General features: G+C 71.2%; 18 protein-coding genes. 6 read left to right on the top strand and 12 right to left on the bottom strand.

The window, feature by feature from the left end; translation table 11 throughout:
• The coding region (locus tag ACFE86_RS14760; RefSeq protein ID WP_375456083.1) for a sigma-70 family RNA polymerase sigma factor at window positions 1-587 on the top strand (587 nt) is incomplete at its 5' end.
• Window positions 588-624: 37 nt separating this feature from the next.
• On the opposite strand, the gene ACFE86_RS14755 is transcribed toward ACFE86_RS14760, so the two are convergent.
• The 5 genes from ACFE86_RS14755 to purB form a co-directional block, all read right to left on the bottom strand.
• Window positions 625-2046, bottom strand: coding sequence for a histidine kinase (locus ACFE86_RS14755; protein ID WP_375456082.1), 1422 nt, complete (start codon window positions 2044-2046; stop codon window positions 625-627).
• Between the two features lie 118 nt (window positions 2047-2164).
• Complete coding sequence (locus ACFE86_RS14750; RefSeq protein ID WP_375456081.1) at window positions 2165-3457, bottom strand: adenylosuccinate synthase; 1293 nt, start codon at window positions 3455-3457, stop codon at window positions 2165-2167.
• 178 nt (window positions 3458-3635) lie between these two features.
• Window positions 3636-3953: a hypothetical protein gene (locus ACFE86_RS14745; RefSeq protein ID WP_375456080.1), complete on the bottom strand. Its 318-nt coding sequence runs from the start codon at window positions 3951-3953 to the stop codon at window positions 3636-3638.
• Window positions 3954-4023: 70 nt separating this feature from the next.
• Window positions 4024-4881 (bottom strand): D-amino-acid transaminase, encoded by an 858-nt coding sequence (locus ACFE86_RS14740; protein ID WP_375456079.1) that lies wholly within the window; start codon window positions 4879-4881, stop codon window positions 4024-4026.
• 72 nt (window positions 4882-4953) lie between these two features.
• Window positions 4954-6261, bottom strand: a complete 1308-nt coding sequence (purB, locus tag ACFE86_RS14735; protein ID WP_375456078.1) for an adenylosuccinate lyase — start codon at window positions 6259-6261, stop codon at window positions 4954-4956.
• A 370-nt stretch (window positions 6262-6631) separates the two neighbouring features.
• Between purB and ACFE86_RS14730 the strand changes: the two genes are divergently transcribed.
• Window positions 6632-8770 carry a TonB-dependent receptor gene (locus ACFE86_RS14730; RefSeq protein WP_375456077.1) on the top strand — a complete coding sequence of 713 codons (2139 nt, stop codon included), beginning with the start codon at window positions 6632-6634 and terminating at the stop codon, window positions 8768-8770.
• A 22-nt stretch (window positions 8771-8792) separates the two neighbouring features.
• Here the strand turns inward: ACFE86_RS14730 and ACFE86_RS14725 are convergent, their stop codons facing one another.
• From ACFE86_RS14725 to ACFE86_RS14705, 5 genes are all read right to left on the bottom strand, one after another.
• Complete coding sequence (locus tag ACFE86_RS14725; protein ID WP_375456076.1) at window positions 8793-9539, bottom strand: arginyltransferase; 747 nt, start codon at window positions 9537-9539, stop codon at window positions 8793-8795.
• Window positions 9540-9664: 125 nt separating this feature from the next.
• Window positions 9665-10153, bottom strand: coding sequence for an RDD family protein (locus ACFE86_RS14720; protein ID WP_375456075.1), 489 nt, complete (start codon window positions 10151-10153; stop codon window positions 9665-9667).
• Window positions 10154-10227: 74 nt separating this feature from the next.
• Entirely contained in the window at window positions 10228-10632 is a 405-nt protein-coding gene (locus ACFE86_RS14715; protein ID WP_375456074.1) for a hypothetical protein, read from the bottom strand.
• Window positions 10629-11687: a porphobilinogen synthase gene (gene hemB, locus ACFE86_RS14710; RefSeq protein WP_375456073.1), complete on the bottom strand. Its 1059-nt coding sequence runs from the start codon at window positions 11685-11687 to the stop codon at window positions 10629-10631. The genes ACFE86_RS14715 and hemB overlap by 4 nt, the downstream gene beginning before the upstream one ends.
• A 218-nt stretch (window positions 11688-11905) precedes the next feature.
• Window positions 11906-12430, bottom strand: a complete 525-nt coding sequence (locus ACFE86_RS14705) for a hypothetical protein (protein WP_375456072.1) — start codon at window positions 12428-12430, stop codon at window positions 11906-11908.
• Window positions 12431-12927: 497 nt separating this feature from the next.
• Here ACFE86_RS14705 and ACFE86_RS14700 point away from each other — a divergent pair, with 497 nt between their 5' ends.
• The 3 genes from ACFE86_RS14700 (at window position 12928) to ldtR (ending at window position 15125) form a co-directional block, all read left to right on the top strand.
• Window positions 12928-13992, top strand: a complete 1065-nt coding sequence (locus ACFE86_RS14700) for an enoyl-CoA hydratase/isomerase family protein (RefSeq protein ID WP_375456071.1) — start codon at window positions 12928-12930, stop codon at window positions 13990-13992.
• Window position 13993: 1 nt separating this feature from the next.
• Entirely contained in the window at window positions 13994-14449 is a 456-nt protein-coding gene (locus ACFE86_RS14695; RefSeq protein ID WP_375456070.1) for a DUF6163 family protein, read from the top strand.
• A gap of 163 nt (window positions 14450-14612) precedes the next feature.
• A complete protein-coding gene (ldtR, locus tag ACFE86_RS14690) occupies window positions 14613-15125 on the top strand; it encodes a transcriptional regulator LdtR (RefSeq protein WP_375456069.1) in 513 nt (170 codons plus the stop codon).
• A 138-nt stretch (window positions 15126-15263) separates the two neighbouring features.
• Here the strand turns inward: ldtR and pqqA (ACFE86_RS14685) are convergent, their stop codons facing one another.
• Window positions 15264-15353 (bottom strand): pyrroloquinoline quinone precursor peptide PqqA, encoded by a 90-nt coding sequence (pqqA, locus tag ACFE86_RS14685; protein WP_375456068.1) that lies wholly within the window; start codon window positions 15351-15353, stop codon window positions 15264-15266.
• 91 nt (window positions 15354-15444) lie between these two features.
• On the bottom strand, window positions 15445-15534 hold the full coding sequence (gene pqqA, locus ACFE86_RS14680) for a pyrroloquinoline quinone precursor peptide PqqA (protein WP_147727216.1): 90 nt from the start codon (window positions 15532-15534) through the stop codon (window positions 15445-15447).
• Window positions 15535-16005: 471 nt separating this feature from the next.
• Here pqqA (ACFE86_RS14680) and ACFE86_RS14675 point away from each other — a divergent pair.
• The coding region (locus tag ACFE86_RS14675; RefSeq protein ID WP_375456067.1) for a magnesium transporter at window positions 16006-16962 on the top strand (957 nt) is incomplete at its 3' end.

The raw sequence follows: 16962 nt of genomic DNA, 5'->3' as shown, positions 1-16962 counted from the left end.
CCACCTACGCGATGTGGTGGATCAAGGCGGCGATCCAGGAATACATCCTGCGCTCGTGGTCGCTCGTGAAGATGGGCACCACCGCCAACCAGAAGAAGCTGTTCTTCAACCTGCGCAAGGCCAAGGGCAAGATCTCGGCGCTCGAGGAGGGCGACCTCAAGCCCGATCAGGTCGCGCAGATCGCGACCCGCCTCGGCGTGCCCGAGCAGGACGTGATCGACATGAACCGGCGCCTGTCCGGCGACACCTCGCTCAACGCCCCCTTGCGCGAGGAGGGCGAGGGCGAGTGGCAGGACTGGCTCGTGGACAACAGCCCGAGCCAGGAGACGGTGCTCGCGGGCGAGCAGGAGGGGCAGAACCGCCTCTCGGCTCTGCGCGACGCGCTCGGCGTGCTCAACGTGCGCGAGCGTCGGATCTTCGAGGCCCGGCGGCTCGCCGACGACCCGATCACTCTCGAAGACCTGTCCGGCGAGTTCGGCGTCTCGCGCGAGCGGGTGCGTCAGATCGAGGTGCGGGCCTTCGAGAAGGTGCAGGAGGCGGTCAAGCGCAACCTCGCCACCCGCGAACTGCCGCGCGCCGGGGCGTGAGCGGCCGCGCCGTCCCGGACGCCCCAGGCGCGCGCGGTCAGCGCCACTGGTCGAAGGCGCCCTGCAGCGCCTGCGTGCCGGAGATCCCGACCTCGAAGGTGAGCACCGCGCGCTGGCCGCCGGCGTAGCGGATGGCGAGGTCGAACCACGGCCGGTGCAGCAGGAGGTCGGTGTTGCGGTCGATGTCGCCGCGCAGCGACGACAGGCCGATCAGGAACAGGTTCTCGCGCACGCGCACCGGCAGGCCGGAGACCGGCGAACCGCGGGCGTTCTCGGCATCCTTGGCCTGGAGCAGGCCGACATCCTGCACCGCGCGCTTCTCGCCCTCCGGGCCCGTACCGGCGAAGACGAGGCTGATGGTGTGCGAGGCCGGCAGGGTCTGGTCGAGGTTGCGCTGGATCGTCATCACCAGCGAGAGCCCCGCGTCCGGGAAGGCGACGTTGGCGACGATCGCCGTCTCGAGGGGCTGGCCCTGCTCGCCGGCCACGGAATCGAGGCGCCAGACCACGCGGCCGAGGCTCGAAGCCGGCGCGGCGTTCGGGGCGGCGACGTTCTCCTCGATCAGCACCGCGCGCTGCGCGACGGCGAGGTCCGGCTGTGCCGTGGGACCTGTCGGCGCACGCTGGCCGGTCGGCGCCATGCCGTTGATCGAACCGGCGGGCGGGCGCTCCTTCGGCGCCGCCTCGCCGCCGATCCGGTCCGAAAACTTCGCGTCGGCCGCGTCGGAGGGCTGGCTGTCGGCAGCCTCGGACGCGCCGGGCTGGAGCCCGGCCGGCCTGTCGCGCAGCAGGAAGGCGGCGACCGCGATCAGGCCGATCACCGCCGCGAGGACGACGCCGACGAAGGCGTTGCGCAGGAGCCGCGAGCGGCCGCCGCGAGGGGCTACCACGTCGATGCGCGGGCGCCGGCGGGCGCCTGCGGGATCGGGAGCGGCCGCAAGGCCGGGGACCGCATCGGCCGATGCGGCCGGCTCCGGCGCCATCGCCGGCTCCGGGGCCTTCGCCCGGCGCGCCGCGATTGGCACAGCCGCCTCGCGCGGCGGCGCGGCGGGCTCCGGCTCCGCGGGAGGGAGGAAGCTCGGCGGCGGGGCCGGCGGCAGGACCGCCTCCGGTGGCTCCGCCGTGCCGACACGGGGATTGGGCACGCCGGGCGGCGGGGCAAGCGGGGGCGCAGGCGGGACCGGATCGGGCGTGGCAGCGGGCGTGGGAAGCGGTTCCGGCAGCGCCCCGGCGACCGGGGCCGCGGGCGGCGCGCCGTAATCGGTCTCCAGGCGGCCGATCGCGTTGTCGAGCGCCTTGCGCTCCAGCTCGATGTCCGCCTCCGGCAGCGGCGGCTCGAGGGAGCGGAGCTGGCCGATCAGGGCGTTGCGCGCGCGCTCGTACACCGCCTTGCGCATCGCGGGCGTGCGGTCGGGCAGCGCGTCGAGGGCGCGCGCCAGCAGCGGGTAGTAATCGGCCATGTCGCCTGCAGTCCGCCGTCTCCCAGGGGCGAGACGGCCCGCACGCGCGCCGCCCCTCGTGTCGTCACCCGCCGCCGCCCGGACCGCGCGCCGTCCGCGCCGCGCGCCGGCCGGCGGATCAATCCTCGAACGGGTTGTGCATCAGGATGGTGTCGTCGCGCTCCGGCGAGGTCGAGAGCAGCGCGACGGGGCAGCCGACCAGCTCCTCGATCCGGCGCACGTACTTGATCGCCTGGGCCGGCAGGTCGGCCCAGGAGCGGGCGCCGGCGGTCGTCTCCGACCAGCCGGGGATGGTCTCGTAGATCGGCGCGACCCGCGCTTGCGCCGCCTGGCTCGCGGGCAGGTGGTCGAGATGCTCGCCGTCCAGCCGATAGCCGGTGCAGACCTCGATCGTCTCGAAGCCGTCGAGGATGTCGAGCTTGGTCAGGGCGATGCCGTCGATGCCTGAGGTCCGCACGGTCTGGCGCACCAGCACCGCGTCGAACCAGCCGCAGCGGCGCTTGCGCCCGGTGTTGACGCCGAACTCGCGGCCCCTGGTGCCGATGGTCTCGCCGACCGCGTCGAACAGCTCGGTCGGGAACGGCCCTTCCCCGACGCGGGTGGTGTAGGCCTTGGCGATGCCGAGCACGTAGCCGATCGCGCCGGGCCCGAGGCCGGAGCCGGTGGCGGCCTGCGCCGCGACGATGTTCGACGAGGTGACGAACGGATAGGTGCCGTGATCGACGTCGAGCAGCGCGCCCTGCGCGCCCTCGAACAGGATGCGCTTGCCCGCGCGCCGCTCCTCGTCGAGCAGCGCCCAGACCGGGCAGGCGTAGGGCAGGATGGACGGCGCGATCGCCTTCAGCTCGGCGAGCAGCGCGGCGGCATCGACCTCGACGATGCCGAGGCCGCGGCGGAGCGCGTTGTGGTGGACGAGCACCCGCTCGATCTTGGCGGGCAGCGTACCGGCATCGGCCAGGTCCACGACGCGGATCGCGCGCCGGCCGACCTTGTCCTCGTAGGCCGGGCCGATGCCGCGCTTGGTCGTGCCGATCTTGAGCGCCGCGTCGGCGCTCTCGCGAAAATGGTCGAGCTCGCGGTGCAGCGGCAGGATCAGCGTGGCGTTGTCGGCGATCCGCAGCGACTTCGGCGAGACCTCGACGCCCTGCGCCCGGATGCGCGCGATCTCGTCGACGAGATGCCAGGGATCGACGACGACGCCGTTGCCGATCACCGAGAGCTTGCCCCCGCGCACCACGCCCGAGGGCAGCAGCGCGAGCTTGTAGGTGACGCCGTCGACGACCAGCGTGTGGCCGGCATTGTGGCCGCCCTGGAAACGCACCACGATGTCGGCCTGCTCGGAGAGCCAGTCGACGATCTTGCCCTTGCCCTCATCGCCCCACTGGGCGCCTACGACGACGACGTTCGCCATGCCTGCCTTCAGACCCGTGGCCCGTTTCCGGGCGCCCGGCTTTTCGCCGCGCGGGAAAACCCGTTGCCGTGAGGGTGTTTCCGCGATCCGGGCAGGGAAATCAAGCAAGGCCGCAGCAGGGATGCCGGGCGGCGGGGGCCGGCCGGCCCGGCCGGGCGCGGCGCCTTACTTGCGGCGCCTACTTGGCCTCGGTGCCGGGCCGGATCACCGGCATCGCGCCGGGGTTCGGGTCGGGCGGCGTCACCACCATGCCGGGCGCCGTGTCGGCCGGCGGCCTGATGATGCCGTCGCTCTTCCGGAGCTTGTCGCTGAGGTTGGAATCGGCCGGCGGCGCGTCGGCGCTCGGGCGGACGCGGTCGGGCGGCGTCTGGTTCTGGGGCGGCAGCACCGGATCGGTGTCGCGGCCGCGCAGGGGCGCGTCGGGGTTCTGGGCGAGCGCCGCGCCGGCGATCAGGCCGAATGCGGCGGCGGCGAGCCCTGTCAGGACCTTGGACAACGTGGAGCCTCCCTCTCGGTGACGGTCGGGAGGGGAACACGAGCCCGCGGAAACCGTTCCTGCCCCGGTCTCAGGCCGCCCGCGCCATGGCGACGTAGAGGTCGCGCAGGCGCCGCGTCAGCGGCCCGGGCCGCCCGTCGCCGATCGTGCGTCCGTCGATGGCGATCACCGGCATCACGAAGGCCGAGGCGCTGGTGTAGAACGCCTCGGCCGCGGCATATGCCTCCGCGACGGAGAACAAACGCTCCTCGACGCGCAGATCCGCCTCCGCGGCAAGCGTCATCACCGCCGCGCGGGTGATGCCGGGCAGCAGCGCGGTCGACAGCGGGCGGGTGACGAGGCGCCCGTCCTGCGTCGCGATGAAGGCGGTGGAGGACGAGCCCTCGGTGACCGCGCCGTCCTCGACCATCCAGGCTTCCGCGACGCCGGCCTCCACCGCGGCCTGCTTGGCGAGCACCTGGGCGAGCAGCGCCACCGACTTGATGTCGCGCCGCTTCCAGCGCAGGTCCTCGACGGTGACGATCCTGGCGCCGGTCCCGGCGAGCGGGTTGGCGATCACGGCCTTGGCTTGCGTGAACATCATCACGGTGGGCGCCGTGCCTGCCGGCGGGAAGGCGAAGTCGCGCTCGAACACGCCGCGCGTCACCTGCATGTAGACCAGCCCCTCGGCCACGCCGTTCCGCGCGACGAGCTCGGTCTGAAGCCGCTCCCACGCGGCCGCCTCGTGCGGGTTGCGGATGCCGATCTCGGCGAGCGACCGGTCGAGGCGGGCCAGATGCGCCGCGTTGTCCACGAGCCGCCCGTCGATCACCGCCGAGACTTCGTAGATCCCGTCCGCGAACAGGAAGCCGCGGTCCATCACCGGCACGCGGGCCTGATCGAGGGGCAGGAAGTCGCCGTTGAGGTAGACGATGCGGGGTGACGCCACGGCGGATGCCTCGTGTTCTTGCGCTGTAAAGATCGGCTCAAGCAGGATTCGTGCGGGGTCTCAGGCTTCGTCTCAGGCTTTGCCGAACACCCGCGCAAAGATCGTGTCGACGTGCTTGAAGTGGTAGCCGAGGTCGAAGCACGCCTCGATCTGCTCCGGCGTCAGCGCCGCGGCGACGTCCGCATCCGCCTTGAGAAGTTGCAAGAAGTCGCCCTCGCCGCGCCAGACCGGCATCGCGTTGCGCTGGACGAGGCGGTAGGCGTCGTCCCGCGACACGCCGGCCTGCGTCAGCGCCAGCAGCACGCGCTGCGAGTGCACGAGGCCGCCGAGCCGGTCGAGGTTCTTCTGCATGGCGGCCGGGTAGACCAGCAGCTTGTCGATCACGCCCGTCATCCGCGCCAGCGCGAAGTCGAGGGTGATGGTGGCGTCCGGGCCGATCATCCGCTCCACCGAGGAGTGCGAGATGTCGCGCTCGTGCCAGAGCGCGACGTTCTCCATCGCCGGCAGCGCGTAGGCCCGCACCATGCGCGCCAGCCCGGTGATGTTCTCGGTGAGCACCGGGTTGCGCTTGTGCGGCATCGCCGAGGAACCCTTCTGCCCCTCCGAGAAGAACTCCTCCGCCTCCAGCACTTCGGTGCGCTGGAGATGGCGCACCTCGATCGAAAGCCGCTCCAGCGACGAGGCGATCACGGCGAGTGTTGCAAAGAACATCGCGTGGCGGTCGCGCGGGACAACTTGCGTCGAGACCGGCTCGGGCGTCAGGCCCATCTGTTGCGCGACGTAGTCCTCCACCCGCGGGTCGATGTTGGCGAAGGTGCCGACCGCGCCGGAGATCGCGCAGGTGGCGACCTCCTCCCGCGCCAGGACGAGGCGCCCGCGTGCGCGGGCGAACTCGGCGTAGGCCTGGGCGAGCTTGAGGCCGAAGGTGACGGGCTCGGCGTGGATGCCGTGCGAGCGGCCGATGGTCGGGGTCCACTTGTGCTCCAGCGCCCGGCGCTTGAGCGCGGCGAGCAGCGCGTCGATGTCGGCGATCAGGATGTCGGCGGCGCGGACCAGTTGCACGTTGAGGCAGGTGTCGAGCACGTCGGACGAGGTCATGCCCTGGTGGACGAAGCGCGCCTCGGGCCCGACGATCTCGGCGAGATGCGTGAGGAAGGCGATGACATCGTGCTTGGTCACCGCCTCGATCGCGTCGATGCGGGCGACGTCGAACACCGCGTCGCGGCCCTTCGCCCAGATCATGTCCGCGGCCGCCTTCGGCACAACGCCGATCTCGGCCAGGGCGGTCGTGGCATGCGCCTCGATCTCGAACCAGATCCGGAAGCGGGTCTCGGGCGACCAGATCGCCGTCATCGCGGGGCGGCTGTAGCGGGGGATCATCGGCGTCTCGTCTGCGAACCGGCCGATCTACGGACAGGCCAGGCCGCGCGCCTAGCACGACGGCCAGGGCGGCTCAACGCGAGCCGGTGGCGGCCGCTCCGCCCGCTGTTGTATTTCGGCACCAAGTCGTCACAACCGGGAAGCAATCTGGAACAAATCCAAGTCGAGGGAGGCCAATCTTTCGCAAATGGCCGCCTCGTCTTAGGCACGAGATTACACACGTTCTTAGAACGCATCGAAAAGATAGTCTTTCGGCGTTCCGGTACGGCTCTTGTGCCGTCCCGGACGACACGCAAAGCCGAACCGTCGCGGGTGCCGAGGCCGGCGCGGCGCGGCGCTCGAAGAAAGATTCGGTTCGGAGTTCGTCGTCATGAAGAAGGGACCCTCGCCGCGCCTGCTCGCGGCGCTGCTCGGCACGTCGTTCCTGACGCAGGCGGCCGGTGCGCAGACCCTGCGCGATGCGCCGGCGCCGGGCGGGACCGCGGTGACGCTGGACCAGCTCAGCGTCGAGGGGGCGGGCGACACCGTCGGCTACCTGACCAAGCGCACCCGCAGCGCGACGAAGACCGACACGGCGCTGATCGACACGCCGCAATCGATCACGATCGTGACGCGCGAGCAGGTGCTCGACCAGAACGTCCAGAACCTCACCGAGCAGTTGCGCTACGTGCCCGGGCTGATCCCGGCGCAGGGCGAGAACAACCGCGACCAGCTCATCATCCGCGGCCAGAGCACCAGCGCGGACTTCTACGTCAACGGCGTCCGCGACGACGTGCAGTATTACCGCGACCTGTACAACATCCAGAGGATCGAGGTGCTGAAGGGGCCCGACTCGCTGATCTTCGGGCGCGGCGGCGGCGGCGGCGTGGTCAACCGCGTGCTCAAGGAGGCCGATGGGTATCGCGTCCGCGAGATCGTGGCGGGCGGCGGCCAGTTCGGCGACAAGCGCGTCGCGGTCGATGTCGGCGACCGGATCAGCGACGGCATGTTCTTCCGCCTCAACGCCGTCGCCGAGGATTCGGGCACCTACCGCCAGTTCGGCGACCTGCACCGCTACGGCCTCAACCCGACGATGACCTTCCTCATCGATCCGCAGACGACGCTCAAGCTGTCCTACGAGTATTTCCACGACGACCGCTTCCCCGACCGCGGCATCCCCTCGCAGTTCGGCCGGCCCTACCGCTACCGGGACAACATCCGGACCTTCTTCGGCAACCCGGACGTGAACTTCACCAAGGTCGATGCCAACATCGCCACCGCGACCCTCGACCACCGCTTCGAGTCCGGCGTCGAGCTGCACAGCCAGTTGCGCTTTGCCGACTACGAGCGGTACTACGTCAACACGCTGCCGGGCGGCGCCGTCAACAACGCCGGCACGGCCGTGTCGATCACCGGCTACCGCAACGATACCGACCGGCGCAACTACTTCGGCCAGAACGACTTCACCTACACGTTCCTCACCGGCGGCATCAGGCACACGCTGCTGGCCGGATTCGAGCTCGGCTACCAGGAGGGCGTGGTCTTCCGCCAGTCGGCCTTCTTCAACAACCTCGTTACCAGCGTCACGGTCAACCCGCTCGCGCCGATCACCCGGACGCCGATCACGTTCCGCAACAACGGCGGCTCGGATGCCAACGCGCGCTACGACCTCGGCCTCGCCGCGGTCTACGCGCAGGACCAGATCGAGATCACCGACTGGCTGCAGGTCGTCGGCGGCCTGCGCTACGACCACTTCGACTTCGCCTCGACCGACCGGCGCACGTTGGCGACCAACGCCCGCATCGACGATCCGATCTCGCCGCGCGCCGGCCTCGTGCTGAAGCCGCTGGCGAACCTCGCCCTCTACGGCAGCTACAGCGTGTCCTACCTGCCCTCCGCCGGCGACCAGATCGGCACCTTCACGCAAGGGCTCGTCATCGCCCAGCCCGAGAAGTTCGAGAACACCGAGGTCGGCGTGAAGCTCGACGTGTCGCCGAGCTTCCAGCTCACCGGCGCGATCTACAACCTCGACCGCTTCAACCAGCGGCTCGCCGACCCGAACAACCCCGGCTTCTTCATCCTGTCGGGCCGGACGAGCACGCAGGGGCTGGAGATCGGCGCCAACGGCTACGTCACCGACGGGTGGCAGATCGCGGGCGGCTACGCGCTCACCGACGCGCGCATCGCCAGCGCCACCTCGGCCACCATCGTCTCCGGCAACACCGTCGGCCTCGTGCCGATCAACGCCATCACCCTGTGGAACAAGTTCGAGATCACGAAGCAGTTCTCGGTCGGCGTCGGCGTGCTCAACTACACGCACACCTTCGCGTCGTCGGACAACACGGTGCGGCTGCCCGGCTACACCCGCTTCGATCTCGGGCTGTTCTATCAGGTGAACGAGTCCGTCGGCGCCCAGGTGAACATCGAGAACCTGTTAGACCGGCGCTACATCGCCACCGCCGACAACAACAACAACCTCTCGCCGGGCGCGCCGCGCACGATCCGCGCGCAGATCATCGCGCGGTTCTGAACGACGGGCACGGGGTGCGGGCCTATTGCGCCCGCACCCAGCCCTGCGGCATCAGCCGCTCCTGGGGCAGGAAGCGGGCCTTGTAGTCCATCTTGCGCGAGCCCTCGACCCAGTAGCCGAGGTAGAGGTACGGCAGGCCCATCTCGCGGGCTCGCCGGATGTGGTCGAGGATCATGAAGGTGCCGAGGCTCCGGTGCGCCTCGGCCGGGTCGTAGAACGAGTAGACCATCGACAGGCCGTCTGAGAGCACGTCGGTGAGGCAGAGCGCGACCAGGCCGCCGACGCCGCGGCCGTGGATCGCCGTGTCGGGGCCGCGGCGGCGATAGGCCACGAGGTGGGTGTCGACGTGGCTGTCCTCGATCATCATCGCGTAGTCGAGCACCGTCATGTCGACCATGCCGCCGTCGCCGTGGCGGGCGTCGAGGTAGCGGCGGAACAGGGCGTACTGCTCGGAGGCCGGGCGGTTCGGCTCCGGCGTGCCGACGAGGTCGACGTTGCGGGCCACGATCCGGCGCTGGCTGCCGCTGGGCACGAAATCCGCCACCACCACGCGCACCGAGATGCAGGCGCGGCAAGTCTCGCAGGCCGGCCGGTACGCGATGGTCTGCGAGCGGCGGAAGCCCCCTTGCGTCAGGATCTCGTTGAGGTCGCGGGCGCGGCGGCCGACGAGGTGCGTGAACACCTTCCGCTCCTCCTGCCCCGGCAGGTAGGGGCAGCTCGACGGCGCCGTCAGGTAGAATTGCGGCGTATCGCGCGGGTGGCTCGTCACGCTTCAAGCTGCCCTCTCGCCACCGGTCTCGTCGCCGGGCCGCGAGCATCAGTGTAACGCCGCCGCGGCCGCGCTCAATGGGTTGCCGGCTTCCCCGCGCCGACAATTTCGACGCGGGGACGCGCTCAGCCGGCGCGCACCACCGCGAGACCGAGCAGCAGGTCGTGCCCGAGGCGGCGGTCGCCGCGGGCCAGCCCGAAGGCGAGGTCGACGAGCCACAGCAGGAAGGTCGAGACCGCGACGTAGAACAGCAGCGCGTGCACCGCCGCGGTGATCAGGTCGATCCGCGCGCCGCTCTCGGGGGCGATCACGCGCAGGCCCATCATGCGCATGCCGAGCGTGCCCTGGCGCGCGCCGCCGACGGTGAGCGCGCTGTAGATCACCCCGCTCGCCGGCAGGATCGCGAACAGCGTCCAGCCGAGCCCGAAGGTGACGAGGCCGACGATCGCGATCGCCAGCCACAGCAGCGCGGTGAAGCCGAGGATGAACAGGATGTCGAGCAGGTAGGCCACCGTGCGTCCGCCCAGGCTCGCGCGGACGGCCGGCATCGTCGCGGGCAGGAGGTAGCCGGGGGCGTCGAGCGGTCGGGCGTAGCCGGTGTCGCGGTTCAGCATGGCGTCGCATCCTGAAAGGAAGTGTGGACGCCGCATAGGTGGGTGTGCCGATCCGCCGGCTCAAGATGGCCGGCTCAGGGCGCGGCCGGTCCGGGCGCGGCGGCGTCCGGCGTGTCGAGGTAGTAGCGTTTCAGCAGGTAGAGCGCGGCGTCCGACAGGATGGTGCGGTCGGTCGAGACCCCGGTGAGGACGGCGCCCGCGTTGAAGCGGCACAGCGCCCAGTGCCGGCGGGGCCCCGCGGCGTAGTCGACGCGGACGCTGTCCGGCGCCGACCCGGTGCCGGCGCGCAGGAGCGTCACGCTCGTGCCGGACGGTGCGAGCGCGGGGACCGCGCGGCGGCAGGTGTCGAGGCGCTGCCGTTGCACCGCGCTCTCGCAGGCGGCCAGACCGCCGAGGAATCCGACCAGGGCGCCGACGGCGAGCCCGCCCGCAAGACGTCGCAGGCCGGGAAACCGCCGCGCGTCGGGAGGCCGCCTCACGCCCCGGCGCGCAGCCGCTCGGCGACGCGGGGGGCGTAGTAGGTCAGCACGCCGTCGGCGCCGGCGCGCTTAAAGGCGAGCAGGCTCTCGACCATCGCGCGCTCGCCGTCGAGCCAGCCGTTGCGGCTGGCTGCCTCGATCATCGCGTACTCGCCCGAGACCTGATAGGCGAAGGTCGGCACGCCGAACTGGTCCTTCACCCGGCGGATGATGTCGAGATAGGGCAGGCCGGGCTTGACCATCACCGAGTCGGCGCCCTCCTCCAGGTCCAGCGCCACCTCGCGCAGCGCCTCCAGGCCGTTGCCGGGGTCCATCTGGTAGGTGCGCTTGTCGCCCACCAGCGCCGCCTGCGTGCCGATGGCGTCGCGGAACGGGCCGTAGAACGCGCTCGCGTATTTCGCCGCGTAGGCCATGATCTGCACGTCGAGGAAGCCAGCCTTGTCGAGGCCGGCGCGGATCGCGCCGACGCGCCCGTCCATCATGTCGGAGGGCGCGATGATGTCGGTGCCGGCCTCGGCCTGGATCAGGCTCTGCTCGACGAGCAGCGCCACGGTCTCGTCGTTGAGGATCGCGCCGTCGGAGAGCAGGCCGTCATGGCCGTGGCTGGTGTAGGGGTCGAGCGCCACGTCGGTCATCACGCCGACCTGCGGCACCGCCTGCTTCACCGCCCGCACCGCCCGACACACGAGGTTTTCGCGGTTGAGCGCCTCGGAGCCGGTGGGGTCGCGCAGAGCCACCTCGGTGTAGGGGAAGAACGACACCGCCGGGATGCCGAGGCGTGCCGCGCGCTCGGCCTCGCGCACGACCTCGTCGACGCTGAGGCGCTCGACGCCGGGCATGGACGCGATCGGCTCGCGCCGCCGCGTCCCCTCGATCACGAACATCGGCCAGATCAGGTCGTCGACGGTGAGCGTATGCTCGCGCACGAGCCGGCGCGACCAGTCGGCCTTGCGGTTGCGCCGCGGGCGCTGGGTGATCTTCAGCCCCTCGGCCCGGGCGCTCTCCCGCGCGGTCTCGACGGCGAGCGGCCGGGGCTGGGGCGTGTCGTCGGACATGAGGCACTCGCTCGGGCCTGTTGGCGGAGCGCGGGGCCTAGCATGACTTGCCGGGGCGGCGAAGCCGGCGTGACCGCGCCCGTCATTATCCGGCCGCGGCGGCTTTCGTCCGCTCGGGCCCGCCCGCCGCGGGCCGTGCCCCGACGCGCCATCCCACTGCGGCCGATGCGCCGCCGTGTGCGCTGGGCGGAGGGCGAGGCGTTCGCGCCTGCCACGGCCTACACCGTGCGCGAGACCCGCTGCGCGGCGGCCTGCTCGGCCTTCGCGCCGGCCTTGACCGGTACCTCGGCCGGTGCGGCCTCGCCGAGCGACTTCGCCATGAACCCGACGCTGGCCGAGCGCAACGTCCCGTCCTCGAGCGTCATCGTTCCCGACAGTTCTTGCGATCTCATCAGCCGCGCCGTGTAGCGGCCGTAGGCCGCATCGCGCGCGTCGTCGTCCCTGGCCGCCTTCCGCTCCGTCTCGTAAGCCTCCAGCGCCTTCTGCGCCGCCTTCATCGCGTTGAGCCCTGCGACATCCTTGAACGCCTTGGCCAGGTCCGGGTCGTCCTTGAACAACGTCTCGATCTTCTCCTTGTACGGGCTGTCGGTCGTGACGCGGCCGATGTCGTCGAGTTTCAGTTTGATCGGCTCGTCCTGCGGGATACCCAGGTTCCGCAATCTCGCGCCGAGCGTGTCCGCCAACGCCGTCGTGCGGTCCTGAACGACCTCGTCGAACGACCTGACGGCGTCGCTGCCCGCCACGCCGCCGGTTCCAGTCCCGGAGGACGCGGCCAGCCTGGCAAGCTGCGTCCTGGCGGCGGCGCTGAGGTCGAAGGCGACGGCAGGGCCGGCTTTGGCGGGGCTGGATCCGGCAGGGCTGGACTCGGCAGATGCGCGCGTGCCCGTAGGGCCGGCCTCCGTCCGGGCCGCGCCCGTCGCAGCCCCGGCAGCGACCGGGCTCGTGGACAAGGTCGTCCCCCCTGCTACCGTCGCCATGGCTCCGCACCTGGTTCCGTTTCCGGCTCGTCCCTTACCAGCGTCGTGCCTAACGAAGCCTTAAACGGTCCGGCCCTGCGCGAAGGCCGCTCAGGTGATGGGCAGATAAGCCCTGCCACGGGCCCGGAGCGGACCGTCGGTGGGCGCGCGACGGCCGGCCGAGGCACGCCCGCGCCCCGCGCGGTCGCCCTGCGCGTTGACGGGACGGCCGGCGCGGCCTCTAACCGCGCTTCATCGAACGTGCGGCGAGGGGATCGAAGACCGTGAGCGGAGCGGAACCGGCCGACGACGAGATCCGGTTCGAGCGGCGCGGGCGCCTCGGCCTCGTCACCCTCGACCGGCCGGGCGCGCTGAACGCGCTCTCGCTCGGGATGATCGGCGCGCTGCACCGGCAGCTCGACGCCTGGGAGGCGGACGACGGCGTCACGCGCGTGGCGATCCGCGGCGCCGGCGGGCGGGCGTTCTGCGCCGGCGGCGATGTCCGCCACGTCTACGCGCTCGGCCGGGCCGGGCGCCTCGACGACGTGTTCGCGTTCTGGGCGGCGGAATACCGCCTCGTCGTGCGGATGCAGGCCTATCCCAAGCCCCTCGTCGCGCTGATCGCGGGCGTGGTGATGGGCGGCGGCGCCGGCATCTCGCTGCACGGGGCGCACCGCGTCGCCGCCGAGGCCTACGTCTTCGCGATGCCCGAGGTCGGCATCGGGCTGTTTCCCGATGTCGGGATGACCTACGCCCTGCCCCGCCTGCCGGGCCGGCTCGGCACCTATCTCGCGCTCACCGGCGCCCGGGTCGGGCCCGGCGACGCCCTGGCCATCGGCCTCGCGACCGGGTTCGCGCCGGCGCGGGATTTCGACGCGATCCTCGACCGGCTCGCCGCCGGCGGCCCGGTGGCGGAAGCCCTCGACACCGGCGCCGCCCGGCCGCCCGCCGGCGCGCTCGTGGCCGCGCGCGGGCTGATCGACGACGCGTTCTCGGGCGACAGCGTCCGCGACATCCTCGGGCGGCTGGACGCGGCAGCGTCCGCCGGCTCGACCTTCGCCGCCGAGACCGCCGCCCTGATGCGCACCCGCTGCCCGACGAGCCTGTACATCGCCCGCGAGCAGATGCGCCGCGGGCCGGACCTCGACTTCGCGCAGGCGGTGCTCGCCGAGTACCGCGTCGTCACACGCCTGATGCGCGGCCACGACTTCTACGAGGGCGTGCGCGCGGTGCTGATCGACAAGGATGGCCGCCCGGACTGGCGCCCGGCGACGCTGGAGGCCGTCGATCACGACGCGGTTCTGGCCGCCTTCGGGCCGGCCGAGGGCCCCGAGCCGCGGTTCGCCTGAGATGCGCAGGCCCGGACGGATCACCCGCGGCAGCGCGGTCGGCGAGTCGCCGGGCGACCGGATCGAGCGCGGCGCGGCCGCGTCCAAGAGCACCTGGGACACGGTGCTGGTCTGGTTCATGCGCCTCACCGCCCTGGCGTGGCTCGGCAAGAGCGTGCTGTCCTTCGCCACGATCCTCGACGTGGTCCCGGGCCACCGCCCCTTCGCCCTGGAGCCGTTCGGCCGGCAGGCGACGCTCGTCTACTTCGCGGTGATCGACGCCAACGCCGCGATCGGCCTGTGGCTGACCAGCGCCTGGGGCGGCGTGGTCTGGCTCCTCGCGGTCACCTCGATGCTGACGCTCGCCGTCCTGACGCCGCAACTGCTGCAGACGCCGCTGGTCGTCGTGCTCGCCGAATCCAGCACCGTGGTGATCTACTTCGTTTTGTCTTGGCTGGCCGCGCAGGAGTTGCGGTAAACGCGAAGTTACATCTTTCACTTCACTTTGTATTTACCGACAGAAGTAAATCGCGAATTCATCCTGTCTCTTAGAGGGGTTTTCATTCCCGCTCCGTAGGTTGGCTCCATAAGCGGTGCCGGACATCCGGCAGACCGACACAACACATCGGGCGAGGCACACGATGAAGTCCCAGGCTGTCGAGATCCCGGATACCGCCGCCGCCGCCGAGGCCGGCATCGCCGGCGGACCGTACCTTGAGGCCCTGCACCGGGTCGAGCGGTTGCACCGCCGGCTCCTCGACGTGATCAAGGACGAGTTCGAGCGCCGCGGCCGCGAGGACGTCAACAGCGTCCAGGCGCTGCTGCTCTACAACATCGGCGACAAGGAGTTGACCGCGAGCGAGCTGCGCACCAAGGGCTACTACCTCGGCTCGAACGTCTCCTACAACGTCAAGAAGCTCGTCGAGGCCGGCTACCTGCACCACGCCCGCTCGAAGACCGACCGCCGCTCGGTGCGGATCAGCCTCACCGACAAGGGCCGCATGGTCCACGACATCATCCGGGGCCTGTACGACAAGCACGCCCGCACGATCCAGCCGATCGGCGGCATCTCGGAGGACGATTTCGGCCGGCTCAACACCGCGCTCGGGCGCCTTGAGCGGTTCTGGACCGACCAGATCCGCTACCGGCTCTGACGCCGCTCCTCGAGCACGACGAAGCCGGACGCCCTCGCGGGCCGTCCGGCTTCGTCGTGCTCGGGACGTAGGGCTCCCGAACGCAAGACGCCGCCCCGCGGGGGACGGCGTCTCGAGTCCGGTCGCCGGGGCGACAGCTCAGTTGAAGGTGTCGATCTCGGCCGACTCGTAGCTGGTGACTTCCATGCCGACACAGATCTCGGCAACGATGGGGGCGGACCACGTCATGATGTCTCTCCTTGCTGGATCGTCGAAGGCAGGCCGGCCGTTCGACAGGCCGACGAGCCGGTCAGGTGCGGTTGCAGGCTCGGTTGCAGGCTCAGTTGAAGGTGTCGATCTCGGCGGACTCGTAGCTCGTCACTTCCATGCCGACGCAGACTTCCTGAACGATCGGGGCGGACCAGGCCATGGCGTTTCTCCTCACGAATTTCGATGCCCGGAACATAAGCGATCCCTTGAACGCAATACAAGCGGACACTAGACTTATATTTCTCATAGGGTGCTCGGACGGCCCGCGCGGGGCCTCGGCGATCCGCCCATCGCGCGCACGATCGCCGTCTCCATCAGAGATATCGTGCCGCCGGCGCGGTTTTCCAGGGCCGGTGCCGGCCCGGCATCCGTCGTAACCACCTGCCGCCGGTTTCGGCTTGACGCGTCGCGCGCCGGGGCGCACGACGCCCACGCGAGGCGGTTGCGCGCTCCGTTGTCCCCACGAAGATCCGATGCCCAGCGACACGCCGGAGCGATCGTCCGAGCCGTGCCCGGCCGCGCGCCGCCGTCCCGCCTGAGCCCCTGACGGCCCCGCGCGGGGCCCGGTCGCGCCGCCGGCCGCGGCCGGCGCCCCGCAGCGGCGCGCCGCCGAGCCCGCGAGGCGAGGCCCATGAACCAACCGGCCCCCAACCCGGTCGCGCCGAGCGATGCGCGCGTCGATCCGTCGGTGCTCGCCGCCCGCCTCTCGGACGAGCGCGCGCCCGACATCGTCGAGGCGCTGAACGCCGAGGCCCCCGAGGTCGCCGCCGCGATCCTGCTCGGGCTGCCGCACGACCGGGCGGTCGAGGTGCTCGACCAGCCGGAACTGGATGACGCCGCCGACATCATCGAGATGCTGCCGCGCGACCGCGTCGCCACCTACCTCTCCGGCATGTCGGCCGACCGCGTCACCGACGTGTTCCGCGACATCGAGGAGCCGGGACGCTCGGACCTGCGGGCGCGGCTCGACGCCGAGACCCGCGGTGCCGTCGATCGGCTCAGCGCCTACGGCGAGGAGACCGTCGGCTCGCTGATGACCACCGAGTTCGTGAGCGTGCCCGGCACCTGGACGGTGGGCCGGACGCTGGACCACGTCCGCCGCGTCGAGAAGACCCGCGAGACGATCTACGCGATCTTCGTGCTCGACCCGCGCACCCGCGCCCTGACCAAGGCGGTGCCGCTGCGCCGCCTGATCTCGGGCAACCCCGAGGACAACGTGCTCTCGGTCGCGGCCGGGCGGCGCCCGCTCGCGGTCTCGCCCACGGCGAGTCGCGAGGAGGCCGCCCGCCTGATCTCGAAGTACGACCTGCTGGCGCTGCCGGTCGTCGACGCGGTCGGGCACCTCATCGGCATCGTCACCGTCGACGACATGATCGACGCGATGGTCGAGAAGCAGACGCAGGACGTGCAGCGGTTCGGCGGCATGGAGGCTCTCCCCGAGCCCTACATGGAGATCGGCTTCCTGACGATGATCCGGAAGCGGGCGGGCTGGCTCTGCGCGCTGTTCCTCGGCGAGATGATGACCGCCACCGCGATGCAGGGCTTCGAGGGCGAGCTCGAGAAGGCGATCGTGCTGACCCTGTTCATC

This window comes from uncultured Methylobacterium sp., assembly GCF_964244095.1.
Taxonomy (GTDB): Bacteria; Pseudomonadota; Alphaproteobacteria; order Rhizobiales; family Beijerinckiaceae; genus Methylobacterium.
This window is presented reverse-complemented; position numbering and strand designations above follow the sequence as displayed.